We start from the raw sequence: 16,925 nt of genomic DNA on the forward strand, positions 1-16,925 counted from the left end.
GCTTAACGCGGCGCCGGCGCTTCCACGACTTGGCCGCCGGGCTCCTGGAACGCGAGCAGCACGATGCGGAATTGCAGCGGCGCCGCAGCCGGGATCACCGGCGGGCGACCTTCGGGACCATAGCCCAATTCCATCGGGAAGGTCGCGACGATTTCATCGCCTGGGCGCATCTGCGAAATCGCTTCCGAGAAACCCGGCACCACGGCCTGCAACGGAAACTGCGCGGGCTCACCGCGTTCGAAGGAAGAGTCGAACACCGAGCCATCCGCCAGCTTACCTTCGTAATGCACCAGCACTGCGGCGTTCACGGTCGGGCGCGGCAGCGATTGATTGGCGCCGCGTGCACGTCGTTCAATCAGCAGACCAGATGGAAACGCCTCAACGCCGGGCTGCGCGCGAATTTCCGTCAGCCATTCGGCGCCCCGTGCAGTCGCTTGCTCGGCGGCCTGGGTTTCTTGTTTTTCCGCGCGTTCGATTTCAGCCATTACACCACTTCCGTTGCCGCAAGCCGCGAGCACAAACACCACAGCCGCCAAAACATATTTCATCATCGATAGAGCTCTTCCGCTGTCTGAATGGACCAAGGCTCGGCTTCAGCCGCGCGTTCCCATTCCTGGAAGGCGGCATCGGCAAAAATCGCATCGCAATACGCTTGCACGGGCGCCGGGATCGTCACCTTGTAGGTGCGCAACCGCGTCGCCACCGGGGCGAACATCGCGTCCGCGATCGAGCGCTCGCCAAACAGGAATGGCCCGCCGGACTTCTCAAGCGCGTGCGACCACGTCGCGAACAATTGCGTCAGATCCGTGCGCGTATCTTCCGGCCAGCTTGGCTCCACCGCCAAACGTCGGCGCACATTCATCGACATATCGCGCCGCACCGCGCCGAAGCCTGCGTGCATTTCCGACGCCAGAGCGCGCGCCTGCGCACGCACCAGTGAATCCTTCGGCCACAACGACGGCGCCAGTTCAGCCGCCCATTCGCAAATCGCCAAGCTTTCGTGGATCACCACACCGTCCACGTGCAGCGCCGGAACCCGCCCACTGGGCGAGACATCGCGCACTTCCTTGATGGCGGATTGGCCATAGCCCTCGCCGCCCAGCGGAATGATGTGTTCCTCGAAGGCGATGCCGCCCCATTTCAGCGCCAGCCATGGGCGCATCGACCAGGACGAGTAATTCTTGTTGCCGATGTGGAGAATGGGCGTCGCCATGGCGCGCTTGTTTCAGAGCCGGCGGGCGAGATCAAGGCGCGTCCGCCGCTTTCCCCGCCCCGCGACGCAGGCTAGGTTTCGCGCTTGAGGGCGGCGGAGAGAAAAATGCGTCTTTTGGCGGCTGCGGCGACGATCGCCGCCTGTGTTGTGGTGAGTTTCGCGGTCAACGCGCAGGACGGCGCGCCCGCAGCGTCCCGTCTCAACCTCACCGGCGCCAGCGCCTTCACCGCCGAAGCCGCAGCGCCGATCGGCGCGCAGGACAAGCAAATCCGCAAGCGCACCGGCGCGCCCGGCCCCGGCAACGATTCCTGTCGCTGGGCTAATGACAACGAATGCGACGAACCAGACATCGGCACCGGCGCATGCACACTCGGCACCGACGTCTCCGATTGCCGCGCGCTGCGCCAAGGCGAAAACGATTCCTGCCGCTGGGCGCGCGACGGCGAATGCGACGAACCCGGCTTCGGCACCGGCGCGTGCGTGCAAGGCACAGACCGCACCGATTGCGGCGCCATCGCCTGGATGCGCAACCAAAGCGATCGCTGCGACACCGCCTTCAACGGCGTGTGCGAAGAACCCGGCCAGGGCCGCAGCGGCGCGTGCGAGCCGCGCACCGATCGCGCCGATTGCCACAGCCGCAATCGTCCGCTCACGATCAACGATCACTTCTTCGGCCGCGATGATCGCGTGCTCGTTCCGGTGAACGAAGCGCCGTGGCGCTTCATGGGCGCATTGCGCATGGCCGGCGGCGAGACCTGCACAGCGACTCTGATCGCGCCCAACGTCATCGTCACCGCCGCGCACTGCATCCACAGCCAAAGCGGCCTCAACGCGGCGGCTGTGTTTACGACAGCCGACGGTCGTCACTCCGCGAACAGCACCGCCTATCTGATCGACCCGCGCTTCAATTATCGCCTGTTCAATTCCGGCGACGAGATCGACGGCACGGATTGGGCGCTGCTGCGCCTTGACCAGCCGCTCGGCGATCGCGTCGGCCACGCTGGCGTACGCAATCTCACCGGCGAAGGCCGCGCCACAGCGCTCGCCACCGATCTGCAACAAGCCGGCTATTCGTGGGATACGGGCGAAAACCTCTCCGGCAATCTCCGCTGCCGCATGGTGACCGTGAACCCCGACAATACGTTCGCGCACGAATGCGACACCACGCGCGGTGACTCAGGCTCCGCCTTCGTCGTCCGCAACGCACGCGGCGGCTATGACGTCATCGGCACGGATTCCAATTTCCGCTCCAATCCCGGCGGCCCGTTCATCTACATCGCGGTGAGCGCCTCAGCGTGGGCCGCGCGCGCGCCGGACTTCATCGCCGGCCGCACCGGCACACCGGTCGGCCAACGCGTGGCGGGGCGAAAATAGCGGAAACGCCCTGTCTTTAAGGGCAGGCCTACATTGAACCTTAAAGCGCGGCCCGATAGGGTCGCGCCCGCTTATGCCAGACACACATTCAGCCGCGCCGCCCGTTACACTGCAATCCGTCCGCGAAGCCGCAGAACGAATTCAGGGCCGCGTGCAGCATACGCCGACCATCTATTCGGCTAATCTTTCGAAAGCGCTGGGGCTCGACATCTGGGTCAAGTACGAGAACCAGCAGGTCACTGGCGCCTTCAAAGAACGCGGCGCGCTCAATCGCCTGCTGCAGCTGAACGCCGAAGAGCGCAAGCGCGGCGTCATTGCAGCGTCGGCCGGCAATCATTCACAAGCGCTGGCGCAACACGGCGCACAACTCGGCATCCCGACCACGATCGTCATGCCGCGCGGCACGCCGAACGTGAAAATCAAACAGACGAACGCGCGCGGCGCCACCGTCGTCATCGAAGGCGAAACCTTCGACGACGCCTACGCCCACGCGTTGAAACTGTGCGCCGAACGAAATTTGGTGTTCGTGCATCCGTTCGACGACGCAGGCGTCATCGCCGGCCAAGGCACAGCCGCACTCGAAATGCTCGCCGATGCGCCCGATCTCGACACGCTCCTCATTCCGATCGGCGGCGGCGGCTTGATCTCCGGCATGGCGGTCGCGGCGAAAGCGTTGAAGCCCTCGATCCGCATCATTGGGGTGGAAGCCGCCATGTATCCATCATGGGACGCGCGTACGCGCGGCGAGACCGCGAAGTCGGGCGGCATGACAATCGCGGAAGGCATCGCCGTCAAACAAGTCGGCAACCTCACCTACGCGATCGCGCAAAACCTGATCGACGACGTGATCGTACTTGAAGAGGAATTTTTCGAGCGCGCGATCTCGCTCTTCGTCAATTGCGAGCGCACCATTGCCGAAGGCGCTGGCGCAGGCGGCCTCGGCGCACTGATCAAGCACCCGGAACTCTTTCAGGGTCGGAAGATTGGCCTCATCCTGTCCGGCGGCAACATCGATACGCGCCTGCTCGCTTCCGTTTTGGAGCGCGCGCTCGTGCGCGAAGGCCGCATCGCCGTGATCCGCTTCGTCGGTGACGATCGCCCCGGCACGCTTGCCACCAGTTCGCGCATCATCGGCGAGCTCGGCGCCAATATTCTTCAAGTCGAACACCATCGCATGTCGCTCTCCGCGCCCGCCAAAGGCGTCGAGTTCGACATCGAAATCGAAACCCGCGACGCGCAGCACACCGCCGAAATCATCGACGCGCTGCACGACGAAGGTTTCAACGCCCGCTGCCTATGAAGGCCGCCCGCTCTTGAGCTGACGCAATTGCGGAACGGCCCTTTGCTGGCAGCGTTGCCAAGTAGAGGAGGTTTTCATGCTGCAAGACGGAACAGCTTGGTTCTTGGTCGCCGACGGTCGCCGCGCCCGCTTGCTTGTCGAACAACGACGCGGCGCCGCGCTGCAGGAGCCGTGGTCAATGGAGATCGGCGAGGAGGACCTCTACAACCCGCAAGATCGCCCGCCTCGAAGCTTCGATAGCGTCGGCCCCGGCCGCCACGGCATGGAACGCCGTGATCTACACGAGGCGGAAGAAGAGAATTTCCTGACCCGCGTCGCAGAGCGCATCGGCGTCGCCGAAAAGCAAAACGCCTTCGACCACCTCGTCATCGCCGCGCCACCGCGCGCGCTCGGCCTGCTCCGCAACAAGCTCACGGACAATTCCAAGCAACGCATTCGCGCCGAAGCGTCAAAAGACCTGTTGGACGAAGACACGCCGAAGCTCCGTGAACGCCTCACAGAGCTCCTGCGCGGCGAGCGTTAGTCTAAGCCAAGCACGCGCCTGAAGAACAGGGTCTCCGCCTCACGCTGCGCCTCCTGATTTTCGCGCCGAGCGAAGCCGTGGCCTTCATTCATCGCGATCATCAACCACGCCTCGCCGCCATTGCGGCGCACGGCGGCATAAACTTGCTCGGCCTCCGACACCGGCACGCGCGGATCATTGTAACCGTGGATGACGAAGATCGGCTTGTTGACCAGATGGATGCGATTGAGCGGCGAAATTCGATCGAACACCGCACGCATTTCCGGGTCACGCTCATCACCATATTCGGCGCGGCGCAGATCACGACGATACCCCGAGGTGTTCTCCAGGAACGTCGCAAAATTGGAAATGCCGACGATATCAACGGCGCCAGCCAAGCGATCATTGTAGTGCGTCATCGACGCCAACACCATGTACCCGCCGTATGATCCGCCATAGACAACGACCCGATCCTTATCGAGCGTGTTTTGCGCGCCGATCCAATCCAGCAACGCGCCGATATCGCGCACGGAATCCTCGCGCTTTTCAGCATTGTCGAGCGCCAGGAAATCGCGACCGTAGCCCGAAGAGCCACGCACGTTCGGCGCGATGACGGCGACACCCAATTCATTGACCCAATATTGGATGGTGGACGAAAAACCCGGACGGAATTGCGATTCCGGACCGCCGTGAATGTTGATGATCACCGGATGCGGACCCGGCGTACGCGGCCGATAGAGAAAGCCCGAGATCTCGCGCCCGTCGAACGACGTCCAAGAAATCAGCTCAGGATCGACGAACGTGCTTTGCGGAATGCCGCCGGTTTCGCTCTGCGTCCAACGCGTCAGCCGGCGCGCGCGCAAATCCCAGCTATAGACATCGCCCGGCGCTGTGGAGCTGTTCAACGTAAAGCCAATGCGGCGACTCTCATGATCGAACGTCACACCGCTCACGATGCCCGGCGGCAATTGCGGCGCCGACAACGCGCGCTGGTTGGCGACATTCATCAAATGCAACGTCGACTGCCCCGCTTCGTTCACCACATAGGCAATCGTGCGACCATCCGGCGAGAGATCGAAACTCTCAACGCCCCAGTTCAAATTCGGCGTCAGCACAGTGCGCGCGCCGGTCGCCAAATCAATCCGCACCAAGCGATGAAATTGCGCACCCTCGTCCGAGAGCGTGATGATTGCGCGCCCATCCGGCGTGAACTCACCACCATTGTACGAGACACTGATGTCCGGCGTCAGCCGCGTCACCTCATTGGTCGTCGTGTCGACAACCGAGAGCTGGCTTTCCGCGATCGAGATATAGCGCTGCAGCAAAAGCCTGCGCCCATCTGCGCTGAAATCAGCAGGATAGACCGCGCCTTCCGCATCGAGCACGCGCCGCGGCTGCGCGCCGTCGCTCGGGCCGCTTACAAAAACATCGTAATTCGGCTCCGCCGCCGGCACGTATGACCAAGCGATCTGTGCGCCGTCATCGCTCCAGATGAAGCCCTCATTGCGCGTACCCGCTTGGGTGATCTGCCGCGCGCGACCGGTCGAATTGTCGAGCAGAAAGCCCGCATAATTTTCATCGCCGCCGACATCGCGCGTGAACAGAATTTGCCCATCGCCTGGCCGCACGCTCGCGCCCGTCACGCGCTCTTCGTAGAACGTCAGCTGGGTGCGTGCGCCCATCGGCTCATCGACGCGGTGCAATTGCGCCGTGTCGCCAAAGCGCGTCACGATCAGCACCCCGCCATCCGGCAGCCAGTCCGCGAAGCCGGCCGCGCGCGTGTTGACGTACTGGCGCAAGCGATCCGAAACATCGGCCGGCGTCTCCGGCACATTCTCAACCTGCAGTGCGCCGCGCATCTCGCGCTGTGGCGCCGTCTGCGCCGCAGCCGGAACCGCAAGTGCGGCAAGCGCCGCAATGGTCGAGAAAAGCACGCGCATCAGTCGCCCCCGTTAAAGCCCGGAGAAAACTAGCCGCTACCGAGGCGCGCGCAAGCGCACTTGCGACCAATGTCTAGGCGGCCGCGCTGACCGGATCGTGCTCCGCCACGAAATGGCCGGGCGCGACTTCGATCCAGTGCGGGCGGTATTGCACCACATCGGGATCATCGATCACGCGCGACTTCAAGAAGCGCAGGCTGGCGCGCGTATCGAGCGGGCTTGGCAGATCGCCGACCAAACGCACGCGCGGCTTGTTGCGCGCCACGTCCGGATCCGGCGTCGGCGCAGCCGCGAGCAACGCACGCGTGTAGGGATGGCGCGGATCGCGCAGGATCGTTTCCGCCGGCCCGTACTCGACCGCGCGCCCCAGATAGAGCACCAGCACGTTGTGCGAAATCTCGCGCACCACCGCGAGATCGTGGCTGATGAACAGAAAGCTCGTGCGGAACTCGCGCTGCAGATCGGCCAGCAGCTTCAAGATCTGCGCCTGGATCGACACATCAAGCGCCGACACCGCCTCGTCGCACACGACGAGCTTCGGCTTCATGATCATCGCCCGCGCCACACCGACGCGTTGGTTCTGACCACCCGACAATTCGTGCGGATAGCGATTGATCAATTCAGGATCGAGGCCGACCTGATGCATCATCGTCTTCACGCGCTCTTCGCGTTGCGCGCGATCAAGCTCCGGCGCGAAAGAGAGCAACGGCTCGGCGATCGAGGCGCCCAAGGTCATGCGCGGATCGAGGCTCGCCAGCGGGTCCTGGAACACCATCTGCAAATCTTGCCGCGCCTTGCGGATCGTCTCGCGCTCGCTTGGCACCAGATTGCGTCCGAGGAAGCTCACGCTGCCCGCGTCGCGCGGCAGCAATTGCACCACCGCCCGCGCCAACGTGGATTTCCCGCAGCCGCTTTCGCCGACAATGCCCAACGTCTCGCCCGCGCGCAGCGCAAAGCTTACGCCGTCAACGGCGCGCAAGGACTTCTTCTTGCCGAAGAGCCCACCCTTCACCTCCACGGGGAACGTCACGCGCACATCGTCGACATTCAAAATCGGCGCGCCCGCTTCCGGCGCCGGCAGATCGACAGCGCGCGCGCCATCGATGCGCGGCACCGATTGCAGCAGCATGCGCGTGTAATCAGCCTTCGGCGCGGAATAAATCTCATCGACGCCGCCAGTCTCCACCACTTCGCCGCGCCGCATCACCGCCACGCGCTGCGCCATGCGTGCGATCACGCCCATGTCGTGCGTGATCAGCGCCACGGCAGCGCCTGTGTCCTTGCGCAAATCCTCGATCAGATCGAGCACTTGCGCCTGCACCGTGGCGTCCAATGCCGTCGTCGGTTCGTCCGCCACCAACAACGCAGGCTCGGCCATCATCGCCATCGCGATCATCACGCGCTGACGCATGCCGCCCGAGAGCTCATGCGGATATTGCGTGAGCCGTCGCGCCGCTTCCGGAATGCGCACGCGCTCCAGCCATTCGATCGCGCGCTGCCGCGCCGCCTCGCCCTTCACTTTGAAATGGTGCTCCAGCACCTCGCTCATCTGCGTCTCGACGGTCAGATGCGGCGTGAGCGCCGTCAGCGGATCTTGGAACACGAAAGCGACGTGGCGGCCGCGGAACCCATCCAGATCCTTGCGCGGCAGGCCCAGCACTTCGCGCCCCTGGAACTTCACCGAGCCCGATACTTTGGCGTTCTGCGCCGCCAGGCCGAACGCGGAGAGGAAGGTCTGGCTCTTGCCGGAGCCGCTTTCGCCGACGATGCCGAGGCATTCGCCCTTGGCGATCTTGAACGAAACGCCTTTCACCGCCTCCACATCGCCGTCCGGCGTATCGAAGGTGACGACAAGGTCGGAAATCTCGAGCACGGATTCAGTCATGCAATCTGTCTAGCGGGCGTCGCCGCGCCGTCCAACCTTCCCTTGCGGCTCCTTCGACAAGCCGCCCAGTTCCCGCTATCGAAAGCGGCAGGAGCGACGCAAATGGCCGTTATGAATTACCTCACCCAGTGCACCTTCGATTTCGGCGCGCTGGCCGCATTACCTAAGGTTCTGGCCGGCTTCGGCGTCAAACGGCCCTTCGTCGTCACCGACCCCGGCCTCAAGGCCAACGGCCTGCTCGACAAAGTGCTCACAGCCCTGGGCGACGCCCCCGCTGGCGTATTCACCGACACCCCCGCCAACCCGACCGAAAGCGCCTCGCGCGCCGCGGCTGACGCCTACAAAGCCGCCGGCGCGGACGGCATCATCGCCTTCGGCGGCGGCTCCTCGATGGACCTCGCCAAAGCGATGGGCCTGATGCTCACGCACGAGGGCCCGTTCGAGCGCCTCGGCGGCAGCCAACGCGGCTCGCGCTTTATCACCGCCATCCCGCCGCTCGTTTGCGTCCCGACCACCGCCGGCACCGGCTCTGAGGTGTCGCCCGGCGCCGTCGTCATTCTCGACAATGGCCGCAAGGAGACGTTCGTCTCGCCGCACCTCGTGCCAAAGGCCGCCGTCTGCGATCCCGAACTCACCATCGGCCTGCCGCCGATCCTCACGGCCGCGACCGGCATGGACGCGATGACCCATTGCATCGAAGCGGTGCTCACGCCGGTCGTGCATCCCCCGGCGGAAGCGATTGGCGTCGACGGCGCCGAGCGCATCTCGAAATATCTCGAACGCGCCGTGAAAGATGGCGGCGATCGCGATGCGCGTTGGCACATGATGATGGGCTCGTTCCAAGGCGCGCTCGCCTTCGCCAAGGGCCTCGGCGCCGTGCACGGCTTGAGCCACGCGCTCGGCCGCATCCATGAACTGAAGCTGCACCACGGCACGCTCAACGCCGTGATCCTCCCGCACTCGCTCGCCATGATCGGCAACGCGGCGGAAGAAAAGTTTGGCCGCCTGCGCCGCGCGCTAGGCCTTGGGCCCAACGGCGACCTGCCCCAATACATCGCTGACTTGAACGCCCGCATCGGCCTGCCCCCGAGCTTGAGCGCGATGGGTGTCACCGAAGCGCATTGGCCGTCGACGCGCGACTACGCCGTCACCGACCTCGCCACCGCCAGCAACGCCATCCCGTTCAACGGCGAAAGCTACGACGAACTCTTCAAACGCGCGCTCTAAGAATGGCGGACATTACCGCGCTGATCGACATCTTCTCCGAGGTGCGCACCCTGCTCGCGCGCGCGGAGAACGATTTCGATTGGTCGAGTTGGGAGGATGAAACCGCCGCCCTCGAAGAAATCGACGGCCTGCTCGCCAACCTCCGCGCCGGCAATCCGCCCGACACGCACACCATGCGCGTCCTCTTCGCACCGACAGGCCCAATGCAAGAAGTCAGCCTCAGCAGCGGCTGGGGCAATCGCTTTTTGGAATTGGCCGAGCGCTTTGACGAGGTGATGGCCTCGTAAACCTCCACAATTGATCTGCCTCAATGCGCGCCGCACCCTGCGTTCAACGCTAGGCGCGACTCGCGCAGCAGACGCGAGCGTGAGGGAGAACAAGATGGAGCAGGCCTACACGCCGCCGCGCGTGCGAAGCGTCGGCCTGGACGCGCCATTGCGCTGGCTGGCCGAAGGCTGGGGCGACATGATGCGGGTCATCGGCCCCAGCCTCTTCTACGGCGCGCTGATCGCTGCGATCAGCTTCATGCTCTCCAAGGCGCTGATCAATTCCAACGCCGCCTTCTGGGCGCTCGCGCTCAGCTGCGGCTTCGTCTTCGTCGCGCCTATGCTGGCGATGGGGCTCTACGAAGCGGGCCGCGCGCTGGAAGCGGGCGAAAAGCCGACGCTCTCGCAAATGTTGTTCGTCCGCGGCGCGCTCCGCCAGGACGTCGCCTATCTCGGGCTCGCGCTGCTGCTGATCTATCTGTTCTGGGGCCGCATCGCACAGATCGTCTATGGCCTCTCCACCTTCCGTCTGCACACCAGCGTGGACGCCTTCGTCGATTTCGCGCTCCACACCAGCGAAGGCCATTCCATGCTGATCGCCGGCGCCCTCATCGGTGGCGTGATCGCCTTCTTCACCTATTGCCTGGTCGTCGTTTCCGCACCGATGTTGCTTGATCAACGCGCCAACGTCTTCGCCGCGACCTTCACCAGCCTGCGCTCCGTCTCTCAGAATTTCGCGCCGCTGCTGCTCTGGGCCTTCATCATCACCGCGCTCCTGATCGCCAGCGCCGCGACCTGGTTCATCGCGCTTGTCGTCATCTTCCCCTGGCTCGGCCTCGCCAGCTGGCGCGCGTATCGCGATTTAGTGGAAGAGCGCTAAGCGCTCACTCCACCTTCGCCAGGAAATCCAGCACTGCGTCCCAGGCTTCCGGCTCGTCCAGCATCGGCGCGTGGCCGATGCTTTCGACGTTCACACTATCCATATCCGGCTTGAGTTCGCGCATGTGCGCGACCACATCCTCGCCGAACAAATCCGAGATCGCGCCGCGTACCGAGAGCACAGGCTTGGTGGCCAACGCTTGAAACAGCGGCGACAAGTCCGTCGGCGGCGCCTCTTCGTCGAAATCGACGAACGAGAGCGCGATGTGCGGATCGTAATCGAGCTCAACGCGGCCATCATCGAGCGCACGATGCGTGCGGCGCGCGAACGCAAGCCAAAACGCTTCATCATCGGCGCGCTCAGGATAGGCCGAGCCATTGATCGCGCGAACCGCTTCCGCCGCCGCGTTCCAATCCGCCACCGGCACGACATGGCCGACATAGCCCGCAATCCGCGCCAAGCCCGCTGCGTTCAGCTTCGGGCCGACATCGTTCAGCACCGACGCCGCGATCCGATCCGGCGCCATCGTCGCCAGCACCATCGTGATCAGGCCGCCCATCGACGTGCCGATGAACACCGCTTTCGGGATCGAGAGCTCGTCCATCAGCTTCAGCACGTCTTGCGCGTACACCGCCGGCACATAGTGCGCTGGATCAGGATCGTTCGCGCTCTGCCCACGCCCGCGCATGTCCGCGGCGATCACGCGACGGCCAAGCGCGGCGATACGCGGCGCTATCACTTCAAAGTCGCGTGAATTGCGTGTCAGCCCATGCAGGCAGATCACCGGCAGGCCCGTCTGCGGCAGCAGCGGCGGATAATCGCGCGCGTAGAGCGCCAAGCCATCGACGGTCGCGATGACGCGTTCTTCGAAGCCGCCAATGGCGACGGGCGCGCCGAAATCCATGCCTGTCATCTCCTAACCTGCGCGCCCTTGCGTCGCCGTGGCGTTGGCGTCGACATAGTCAACCGCGCCCATCGCCTGCAAGCGCGCAAGCCATTGCTGCTGCACACGCGCGCGCTCATTCGCCGGAATGGCTTGGCACGTCACCAAAACGATCTCGGCGCCGCCGACGGTAAAGCGATCGAAGCAGAGCCCCGCGAACGCGCTCTGACGTCCAAGTTGAATCTCAACCTGCCGCTGCGCCGCTTGCGTTTGCCCACGCGCCGCTTGCGCTTGCGCACGCGCGATCGGGCCGGAACCTTGGAAGCGCACGATGAACGCGACCTGCGCAGTCTGCGCCGGCGCTTGTGCGATCTCGAACACGGTTTGCGGCTCGGCCTGCGCCGCGCGTTCCGGCTGCAACGCCACCACGATCAGCACCGCCATCAGCGCGCCCGTCACGGCCATGCCCCAGAGACGCAGCGCGGCCAGACTCATGGCGGTGAAGCTCCCGCACCTGCTGCAGCTGGCGCCTGCACAGCGCGCGCAAGATCGAGCATGCCTCGCCCGCTCGGCCGCGCGCACGTCGGCGAACCCGTCGCGATCGGCGTCGCGTTACGCGAGCGCGCGCATTCGATCTCGCCATAATTGGCGCCGTGCGGCGCGATTGCGCGCGTGAACAGCACATCTTCCAATTGCCGACCTCGCAACCCCGTCTGCGCGGCGATCAGCGCCAACGCCGCCGACACATGCGGCGCCGCCATCGAGGTGCCTTGCAGGAACGAATAATAGCAGCGCTCGGTCGAGTTCGAGTTCAGCGGATCATAGCAACCCGCCGCCGTCGCCCGCGTCGAGAGCACGCCATCGGGGCGCCCGTCGCCATCGCTGTCGGAGAACATATCGCCGCCTGGCGCGAGCAAATCGATCTCCGGCCCGAAGTTCGAATAGAGCGACAAGCCGCCACGCGCATCATTGGCGCCGACCACAACCACATTGTTGCAATTCGCCGGCGCGTAGAGCCGCGCTTGGTTGGCCTTGTTTCCCGCAGCGACGACCACAACCACATTCCGCGCCGCCGCCGCATCGATCGCCGCTTGCATCGAGGCCGGGCACGGCGCTTGGATCGACAAGCTCATATTGATGATGTCGGCCGGGTTGCGGTTGACGATCTGCTGGCCCGCCGCGTTCACCGCCGGCGCAATGCCCGCCGCCCAGCGAATGCCGGAGACGATATCCGCCAGCTCGCCGCCGCAGCGGCCGAGCACACGCACCGGGATCACAGTGACGTCCCAAGCGCCGCCCGCGACGCCGCGCCGATCGTTCGTGGCCGCGGCGCCTATCGTGCCGGCGACATGGGTCCCGTGATACGAATTTTCCGTCGCCGTACCGCAGCGATCGCCGGCGTCGTTCGCGTCCGCGTCGATCCCGTCGCTATCGCCGCCGCGCTCGGGGTTGTTGATGAGATCAACGCCGGCCGCGATGTTTGGCGAGCCTTGAATATCCGGGTGCGAGAGATCGAGCCCCGTATCCAACACCGCAACACGCACATTGCGCGAGCCGACCTGCGCCGCTTCCCAGAAACGCACGAAACCCGCACCGCCCGGCGATTGGCCTTCGCCTGCGCCAGGCGTGCGATAATGCCATTGCAGCGCATAGAGCGGATCGTTCGGCACGCCGCCGACAACAGCTGGCGTCGGCGTCGTTGGCGCAGGACTCGTCGGCTGCGTACCTGGCGTGCTCGGCTGCTGCGGACGCGGACTCGTGCTCGGCGGCGGCGGCGTTTGATCGCGACGCGGCGGCAGCGTGAAGCCCGACGACGCGATGTAGTTCGGTTCCACATATTCAAACTGGCGCGACGCTGTCAGACGCTGGATCGCGCAGCGCGTCGCCAACGCCAAATCCTGCTCCAATTGGCCCTGCGTGACGATGCGCGGGCAACGATCCGCCTCGTTCCACTCGACCGCCGCTGGCGGCGCTTCCGCCACGGTCGCCTCACCACCTTGCTGCGCCATGCCCATCGTGGTCGGCGAAGCGCCCGAGCCCGCCAAGCTCACCGTCACCACGCCACCCGGGCGCACGACGATCTCTCCATCAATGCCCAAGCGCCCGAGCACATCGCGCGCCGCCGTCCGCGCCGCCTCCGACGCTTCGGCTTCCGCGCGCGTGCGCACTTGCGCGATCACGTTCTCCGGCAATTGCTCCAAAGCTTCCGTGCCGCCCGCGCGCAATGAGCGCACGAAATTGCTGGCGAGCCCCATCTCGCTCGCCGTCTCCGACAATTCCTGTTCGACCATCGCGCCGACTAGAATTTCGCCAGGGGCTATCAGTACCGGCTCCGGCGCCAGCATCGCCGCGATCTGATCCTGTGGCTGCACCGAGCCTGCGAGCGCGCGCGCTTCGAGCGGCACGTCGTCCAACGGCGCCGGCCCCGGCCCTTCGGCTTGCTCCGAGCCGCCCCGCATATCTTCGATCACTTGGCCGATCTGGTCGCACGCGCCCAGCGCCAATACAGGCGCCAGGATCAACGCAGCCAAACTCCAGCGACGATGCGACATGCTTGGCTCCCCACGCGTTTTGCCGGTAACTAGACCTTCTAAACTGGCCTCCCCCGATGACAAGGCGATGTCGGACCGGCCCCGTGGACAAAGAGTTCCGTGAGCATTTTCCCCTTAGCGGCGAATTTGGCGGCGGCGCGGCAACCCGATGCGCCGCGCGCCCGCACTGAGGACGAGGCGACCACGCTCGCCGGCGGTCCAGTGTTCCTCGCCGTCGAGGAATTGCCCGACGTCTTCGAGACACCCGCCGACGCAGAAGCCGCCGTGCCCGAGCTTTACGGCTCTGGATTGTACGAGCTCGTCTGGCGCGACGGCTGGCGTGTGGTCATGCGCTATTGGCGCCCAGCGCCTCCCGCCCCTGTCGCGCGCTCCGGCGAAGCCGCGGTCAAAAAGCCGCTCGGTCGCGCCCGCACGCCCGAGCAAGCGCGCGATCTCTTGGGCGCGCCGGCCGAACTCGTCAGCGAAGCGCTGCCCAATCTCTATGTCGACCACAAGCAGCTGATGAAGCGCTGGGGCGATTTCGTGCGCAACGGCCTCGCCGAGATCATCGAACGCGAAGGCAAGTTCGCCGTGAGCATCACCTTCTGGCGCCCGATGCACGCGCCAGGCATCGCCGCCCGCCTCGCGCCCGTCGAACGCATCGAACTCGCCGAACGCGTCGCCGCTCCCATGCGCGGCCCCGAGCCGCAACAAGATCTAGACATCGGCCTCTTCGAAGACATCGCGCCTGAGAATCCGGGCGTCGTACTGGTTACCGAAGAAGGCGACGGAAGATTTCGCGGGAGCGAGTAGGCGTTTGTGCGTCTGCTCGTTCGTCACCAACTCGCGCCGTCGACCTTCTTAACCGGTGTCTCATCCCACGCGCCCAACGGAAGCATGCGTGCGTTCACACCCATGCGGTCATAGCTCTTGTCCACTGCCGTCCACCACATGAGGCATCGGCACGTTTTGCAGTGGTGCATTTCCAACATGCGGTCGCCACGCATGTAGATATCGGTGGGGCCAGTCATCGTGACTTTCGTCGGCGAGTAATAGGCCCAGAGTCCGCCGGACCGGCGGCAGATGCCGCAATTGCACTCTGTCATCTCTTCCAGCGCGCCGTCCACGGCGTATCGCACCGCGCCGCAATCACACGAGCCCTCAAGCATTGGCTAACCTTTCACTTAAGCAGACATGCTACCGTAACGTGCGACCGACAAACCAGCGTCAGCAACTGAGATCGGCTGAGCGAGGACGCCTTCCGGGGCGGACATGAGCAGCTCATGTTATGATGCGCATATGCCAAGCCAGAGACAGTCATTCTTCAACAGCACCTCGGGTCCTCTGGAGGTTATGGTGGAGCCGACTCCCGATCGATACGTTCTCGCGCCTCATGCTGAGATGGTCATAGAGGCCGAATACGAGGGCCGCCCGCTTCCACAGCGCCTGGCTGCTCGCCGAACGCTACGAAGCCCTGCTGCGCGTCTTCAACAATCCAGCACCTTAGGCGCGCCGCCTGGCCGCGCGCCTGCACGCCACGCCACACCGGCGAGCGCCCGCGCTCCGCGAACCGCAAGGCGTAGCGGACCTCATCGGCCGCGAAAATTTCGAGAGACTCGACAGAGCAGCAACGCGCACGGACACGAGCTGAAATCATGCTCTCGCATGACCCTTCGTACTACAATTCAACCGTGAAGCCGCGCTTCACGCGGGCAAACATGCTGCGCGCTTCCCTCCCCACTTCGTGAGGAGGGATTATTCCAAAAACCCGCCCAACCGTTCGTACGCGGCGAGGAAGTCTTCCTTGAATTTCTGCACCACGGCGCCGGCGCTCATCGTCTCGTTCATGAGCCCGACGCCCTGGCCCACCCAATAGGTCGCCAATTGTTTCGCGCCCTCGTGATTACCCTGCGAGAGTTTATCGACGAGCCGCAACGGCGGCTCTGACACGAGCGATTGCAGCGGCATCGGCAGCGGCTTCGGCGCATTCTCCGCTTCCCACGCATCGGTCCACGGCGAGCGCAATTGCCGCGAAGGTTTGCCGGTGCGCGAGCGCGAGCGCACTGTGTCGCGCGAGGACGCTGCGATCATTTTTTCTTTCACGATCGGATTGGTCTCAGCCTCCGTCGTCGTCAGCCACACCGAGCCGCACCACGCGCCGGCCGCGCCCATGCACATCGAAGCCGCCATTTGTGCGCCCGTCACGATGCCGCCCGCTGCGAGGATCGGCGTCTTCGCGCCGATCTTCGCCAATGCGTCGGCGACTTCCGGCACCAGCACCATCGTGGATACATCGCCGCAATGGCCGCCCGCCTCACCGCCGGCGACGACGAGAATATCGACGCCCGCCTGCACTTGCGCGATCGCATGCTCCTTCGCCCCAACCAACGCCGCCACCGCGACGCCGTGTTGCTTGCCCTTCTCCAGCATCGCCTTCGGCGGCACGCCCAGCGCATTGGCGATCAGCTTGATCGGATATTCGAACGCGACATCCAGACTGGTCGCGGCGCCATCCTCGCGCAGATTGCGCGCAAAGCCCGTCGCGCCACGGCGCGCTTCTTCGAGATCGCCCGCATCGACGCCATGCTTGCTCAACACGCTCGCGGCAAAATCCGTGTGTGTCTTCGGCACGGCGGCGACGATCTGATCGACGTCGAACTTCTGGCCTTTGCCTTCGAACTCGTTCGGGACGATGAGATCGACGCCGTAGGGCTTGCCGCCGCAATGCGCATCGATCCAGTCGAGCTCCTCACGCAAATGCTGCGGCGACGTGCCGGCCGCGCCAAACACGCCCATGCCGCCTGCGCGTGACACAGCCGCGACCACATCGCGGCAATGCGAGAACGCGAGCAGCGGAAATTCAATGCCGAGCATGTCGCAAATCGGCGAACGCATCATGGCGGCCCTCCCTTGTTTTGGGAGAG

General features: G+C 64.7%; 16 protein-coding genes. 7 read left to right on the forward strand and 9 right to left on the reverse strand.

From position 1 onward, the window contains the following. Positions 1-2: 2 nt before the first annotated feature. Positions 3-551 carry an FKBP-type peptidyl-prolyl cis-trans isomerase gene (locus tag EPJ54_RS09285; RefSeq protein ID WP_135211438.1) on the reverse strand — a complete coding sequence of 183 codons (549 nt, stop codon included), beginning with the start codon at positions 549-551 and terminating at the stop codon, positions 3-5. Next, positions 548-1,213 (reverse strand): glutathione S-transferase family protein, encoded by a 666-nt coding sequence (locus tag EPJ54_RS09290; RefSeq protein WP_135211439.1) that lies wholly within the window; start codon positions 1,211-1,213, stop codon positions 548-550. Before EPJ54_RS09290 ends, EPJ54_RS09285 begins: the two co-directional genes overlap by 4 nt. 105 nt (positions 1,214-1,318) lie before the next feature. Here EPJ54_RS09290 and EPJ54_RS09295 point away from each other — a divergent pair, with 105 nt between their 5' ends. From EPJ54_RS09295 to EPJ54_RS09305, 3 genes are all read left to right on the forward strand, one after another. Beyond that, positions 1,319-2,587 carry a trypsin-like serine peptidase gene (locus EPJ54_RS09295; RefSeq protein WP_135211440.1) on the forward strand — a complete coding sequence of 423 codons (1,269 nt, stop codon included), beginning with the start codon at positions 1,319-1,321 and terminating at the stop codon, positions 2,585-2,587. Positions 2,588-2,660: 73 nt separating this feature from the next. After that, positions 2,661-3,887 (forward strand): threonine ammonia-lyase, encoded by a 1,227-nt coding sequence (locus EPJ54_RS09300; protein ID WP_135211441.1) that lies wholly within the window; start codon positions 2,661-2,663, stop codon positions 3,885-3,887. Positions 3,888-3,963: 76 nt separating this feature from the next. Beyond that, the gene (locus EPJ54_RS09305) at positions 3,964-4,410 is read left to right on the forward strand and encodes a host attachment protein (protein WP_135211442.1); all 447 of its coding nucleotides are present in this window, start codon (positions 3,964-3,966) and stop codon (positions 4,408-4,410) included. On the opposite strand, the gene EPJ54_RS09310 is transcribed toward EPJ54_RS09305, so the two are convergent. Both EPJ54_RS09310 and EPJ54_RS09315 read right to left on the reverse strand, forming a co-directional pair. After that, the gene (locus EPJ54_RS09310; protein WP_135211443.1) at positions 4,407-6,329 is read right to left on the reverse strand and encodes a S9 family peptidase; all 1,923 of its coding nucleotides are present in this window, start codon (positions 6,327-6,329) and stop codon (positions 4,407-4,409) included. The two genes, EPJ54_RS09305 and EPJ54_RS09310, sit on opposite strands and share 4 nt — an antisense overlap. A 73-nt stretch (positions 6,330-6,402) precedes the next feature. After that, entirely contained in the window at positions 6,403-8,214 is a 1,812-nt protein-coding gene (locus EPJ54_RS09315) for an ABC transporter ATP-binding protein (RefSeq protein WP_135211444.1), read from the reverse strand. A 102-nt stretch (positions 8,215-8,316) separates the two neighbouring features. Here EPJ54_RS09315 and EPJ54_RS09320 point away from each other — a divergent pair, with 102 nt between their 5' ends. The 3 genes from EPJ54_RS09320 (at position 8,317) to EPJ54_RS09330 (ending at position 10,587) form a co-directional block, all read left to right on the forward strand. Next, positions 8,317-9,441 carry an iron-containing alcohol dehydrogenase gene (locus EPJ54_RS09320; RefSeq protein ID WP_135211445.1) on the forward strand — a complete coding sequence of 375 codons (1,125 nt, stop codon included), beginning with the start codon at positions 8,317-8,319 and terminating at the stop codon, positions 9,439-9,441. A gap of 2 nt (positions 9,442-9,443) precedes the next feature. Next, positions 9,444-9,728: a hypothetical protein gene (locus tag EPJ54_RS09325; protein WP_135211446.1), complete on the forward strand. Its 285-nt coding sequence runs from the start codon at positions 9,444-9,446 to the stop codon at positions 9,726-9,728. Between the two features lie 94 nt (positions 9,729-9,822). Further along, complete coding sequence (locus EPJ54_RS09330) at positions 9,823-10,587, forward strand: DUF2189 domain-containing protein (protein WP_135211447.1); 765 nt, start codon at positions 9,823-9,825, stop codon at positions 10,585-10,587. Between the two features lie 4 nt (positions 10,588-10,591). On the opposite strand, the gene EPJ54_RS09335 is transcribed toward EPJ54_RS09330, so the two are convergent. Genes EPJ54_RS09335 through EPJ54_RS09345 form a run of 3 tightly spaced genes read right to left on the reverse strand, consistent with a single transcriptional unit; the run spans position 10,592 to position 14,022 of the window. Continuing rightward, positions 10,592-11,491 (reverse strand): alpha/beta fold hydrolase, encoded by a 900-nt coding sequence (locus tag EPJ54_RS09335; RefSeq protein ID WP_135211448.1) that lies wholly within the window; start codon positions 11,489-11,491, stop codon positions 10,592-10,594. Positions 11,492-11,503: 12 nt separating this feature from the next. Then, positions 11,504-11,965, reverse strand: a complete 462-nt coding sequence (locus tag EPJ54_RS09340) for a hypothetical protein (protein WP_135211449.1) — start codon at positions 11,963-11,965, stop codon at positions 11,504-11,506. Then, a complete protein-coding gene (locus EPJ54_RS09345) occupies positions 11,962-14,022 on the reverse strand; it encodes a S8 family serine peptidase (RefSeq protein ID WP_135211450.1) in 2,061 nt (686 codons plus the stop codon). Before EPJ54_RS09345 ends, EPJ54_RS09340 begins: the two co-directional genes overlap by 4 nt. 99 nt (positions 14,023-14,121) lie before the next feature. Here EPJ54_RS09345 and EPJ54_RS09350 point away from each other — a divergent pair, with 99 nt between their 5' ends. Further along, positions 14,122-14,814: a hypothetical protein gene (locus tag EPJ54_RS09350; protein ID WP_135211451.1), complete on the forward strand. Its 693-nt coding sequence runs from the start codon at positions 14,122-14,124 to the stop codon at positions 14,812-14,814. Positions 14,815-14,837: 23 nt separating this feature from the next. On the opposite strand, the gene EPJ54_RS09355 is transcribed toward EPJ54_RS09350, so the two are convergent. Next, the gene (locus EPJ54_RS09355) at positions 14,838-15,170 is read right to left on the reverse strand and encodes a GFA family protein (RefSeq protein WP_135211452.1); all 333 of its coding nucleotides are present in this window, start codon (positions 15,168-15,170) and stop codon (positions 14,838-14,840) included. A gap of 586 nt (positions 15,171-15,756) precedes the next feature. Then, entirely contained in the window at positions 15,757-16,896 is a 1,140-nt protein-coding gene (locus tag EPJ54_RS09360) for an NAD(P)H-dependent flavin oxidoreductase (protein WP_135212085.1), read from the reverse strand. Positions 16,897-16,925 lie beyond the last annotated feature (29 nt).

It is taken from the genome of Vitreimonas flagellata (assembly GCF_004634425.1).
Taxonomy (GTDB): Bacteria; Pseudomonadota; Alphaproteobacteria; order Caulobacterales; family Aquidulcibacteraceae; genus Vitreimonas; species Vitreimonas flagellata.

Bases quoted from the DNA above. Each gene is read 5' to 3' on its own strand.
- EPJ54_RS09285 (WP_135211438.1), bottom strand. From the start codon at position 551: ATGATGAAATATGTTTTGGCGGCTGTGGTGTTTGTGCTCGCGGCTTGC.
- EPJ54_RS09290 (WP_135211439.1), bottom strand. From the start codon at position 1,213: ATGGCGACGCCCATTCTCCACATCGGCAACAAGAATTACTCGTCCTGG.
- EPJ54_RS09295 (WP_135211440.1), top strand. From the start codon at position 1,319: ATGCGTCTTTTGGCGGCTGCGGCGACGATCGCCGCCTGTGTTGTGGTG.
- EPJ54_RS09300 (WP_135211441.1), top strand. From the start codon at position 2,661: ATGCCAGACACACATTCAGCCGCGCCGCCCGTTACACTGCAATCCGTC.
- EPJ54_RS09305 (WP_135211442.1), top strand. From the start codon at position 3,964: ATGCTGCAAGACGGAACAGCTTGGTTCTTGGTCGCCGACGGTCGCCGC.
- EPJ54_RS09310 (WP_135211443.1), bottom strand. From the start codon at position 6,329: ATGCGCGTGCTTTTCTCGACCATTGCGGCGCTTGCCGCACTTGCGGTT.
- EPJ54_RS09315 (WP_135211444.1), bottom strand. From the start codon at position 8,214: ATGACTGAATCCGTGCTCGAGATTTCCGACCTTGTCGTCACCTTCGAT.
- EPJ54_RS09320 (WP_135211445.1), top strand. From the start codon at position 8,317: ATGGCCGTTATGAATTACCTCACCCAGTGCACCTTCGATTTCGGCGCG.
- EPJ54_RS09325 (WP_135211446.1), top strand. From the start codon at position 9,444: ATGGCGGACATTACCGCGCTGATCGACATCTTCTCCGAGGTGCGCACC.
- EPJ54_RS09330 (WP_135211447.1), top strand. From the start codon at position 9,823: ATGGAGCAGGCCTACACGCCGCCGCGCGTGCGAAGCGTCGGCCTGGAC.
- EPJ54_RS09335 (WP_135211448.1), bottom strand. From the start codon at position 11,491: ATGGATTTCGGCGCGCCCGTCGCCATTGGCGGCTTCGAAGAACGCGTC.
- EPJ54_RS09340 (WP_135211449.1), bottom strand. From the start codon at position 11,965: ATGAGTCTGGCCGCGCTGCGTCTCTGGGGCATGGCCGTGACGGGCGCG.
- EPJ54_RS09345 (WP_135211450.1), bottom strand. From the start codon at position 14,022: ATGTCGCATCGTCGCTGGAGTTTGGCTGCGTTGATCCTGGCGCCTGTA.
- EPJ54_RS09355 (WP_135211452.1), bottom strand. From the start codon at position 15,170: ATGCTTGAGGGCTCGTGTGATTGCGGCGCGGTGCGATACGCCGTGGAC.
- EPJ54_RS09360 (WP_135212085.1), bottom strand. From the start codon at position 16,896: ATGCGTTCGCCGATTTGCGACATGCTCGGCATTGAATTTCCGCTGCTC.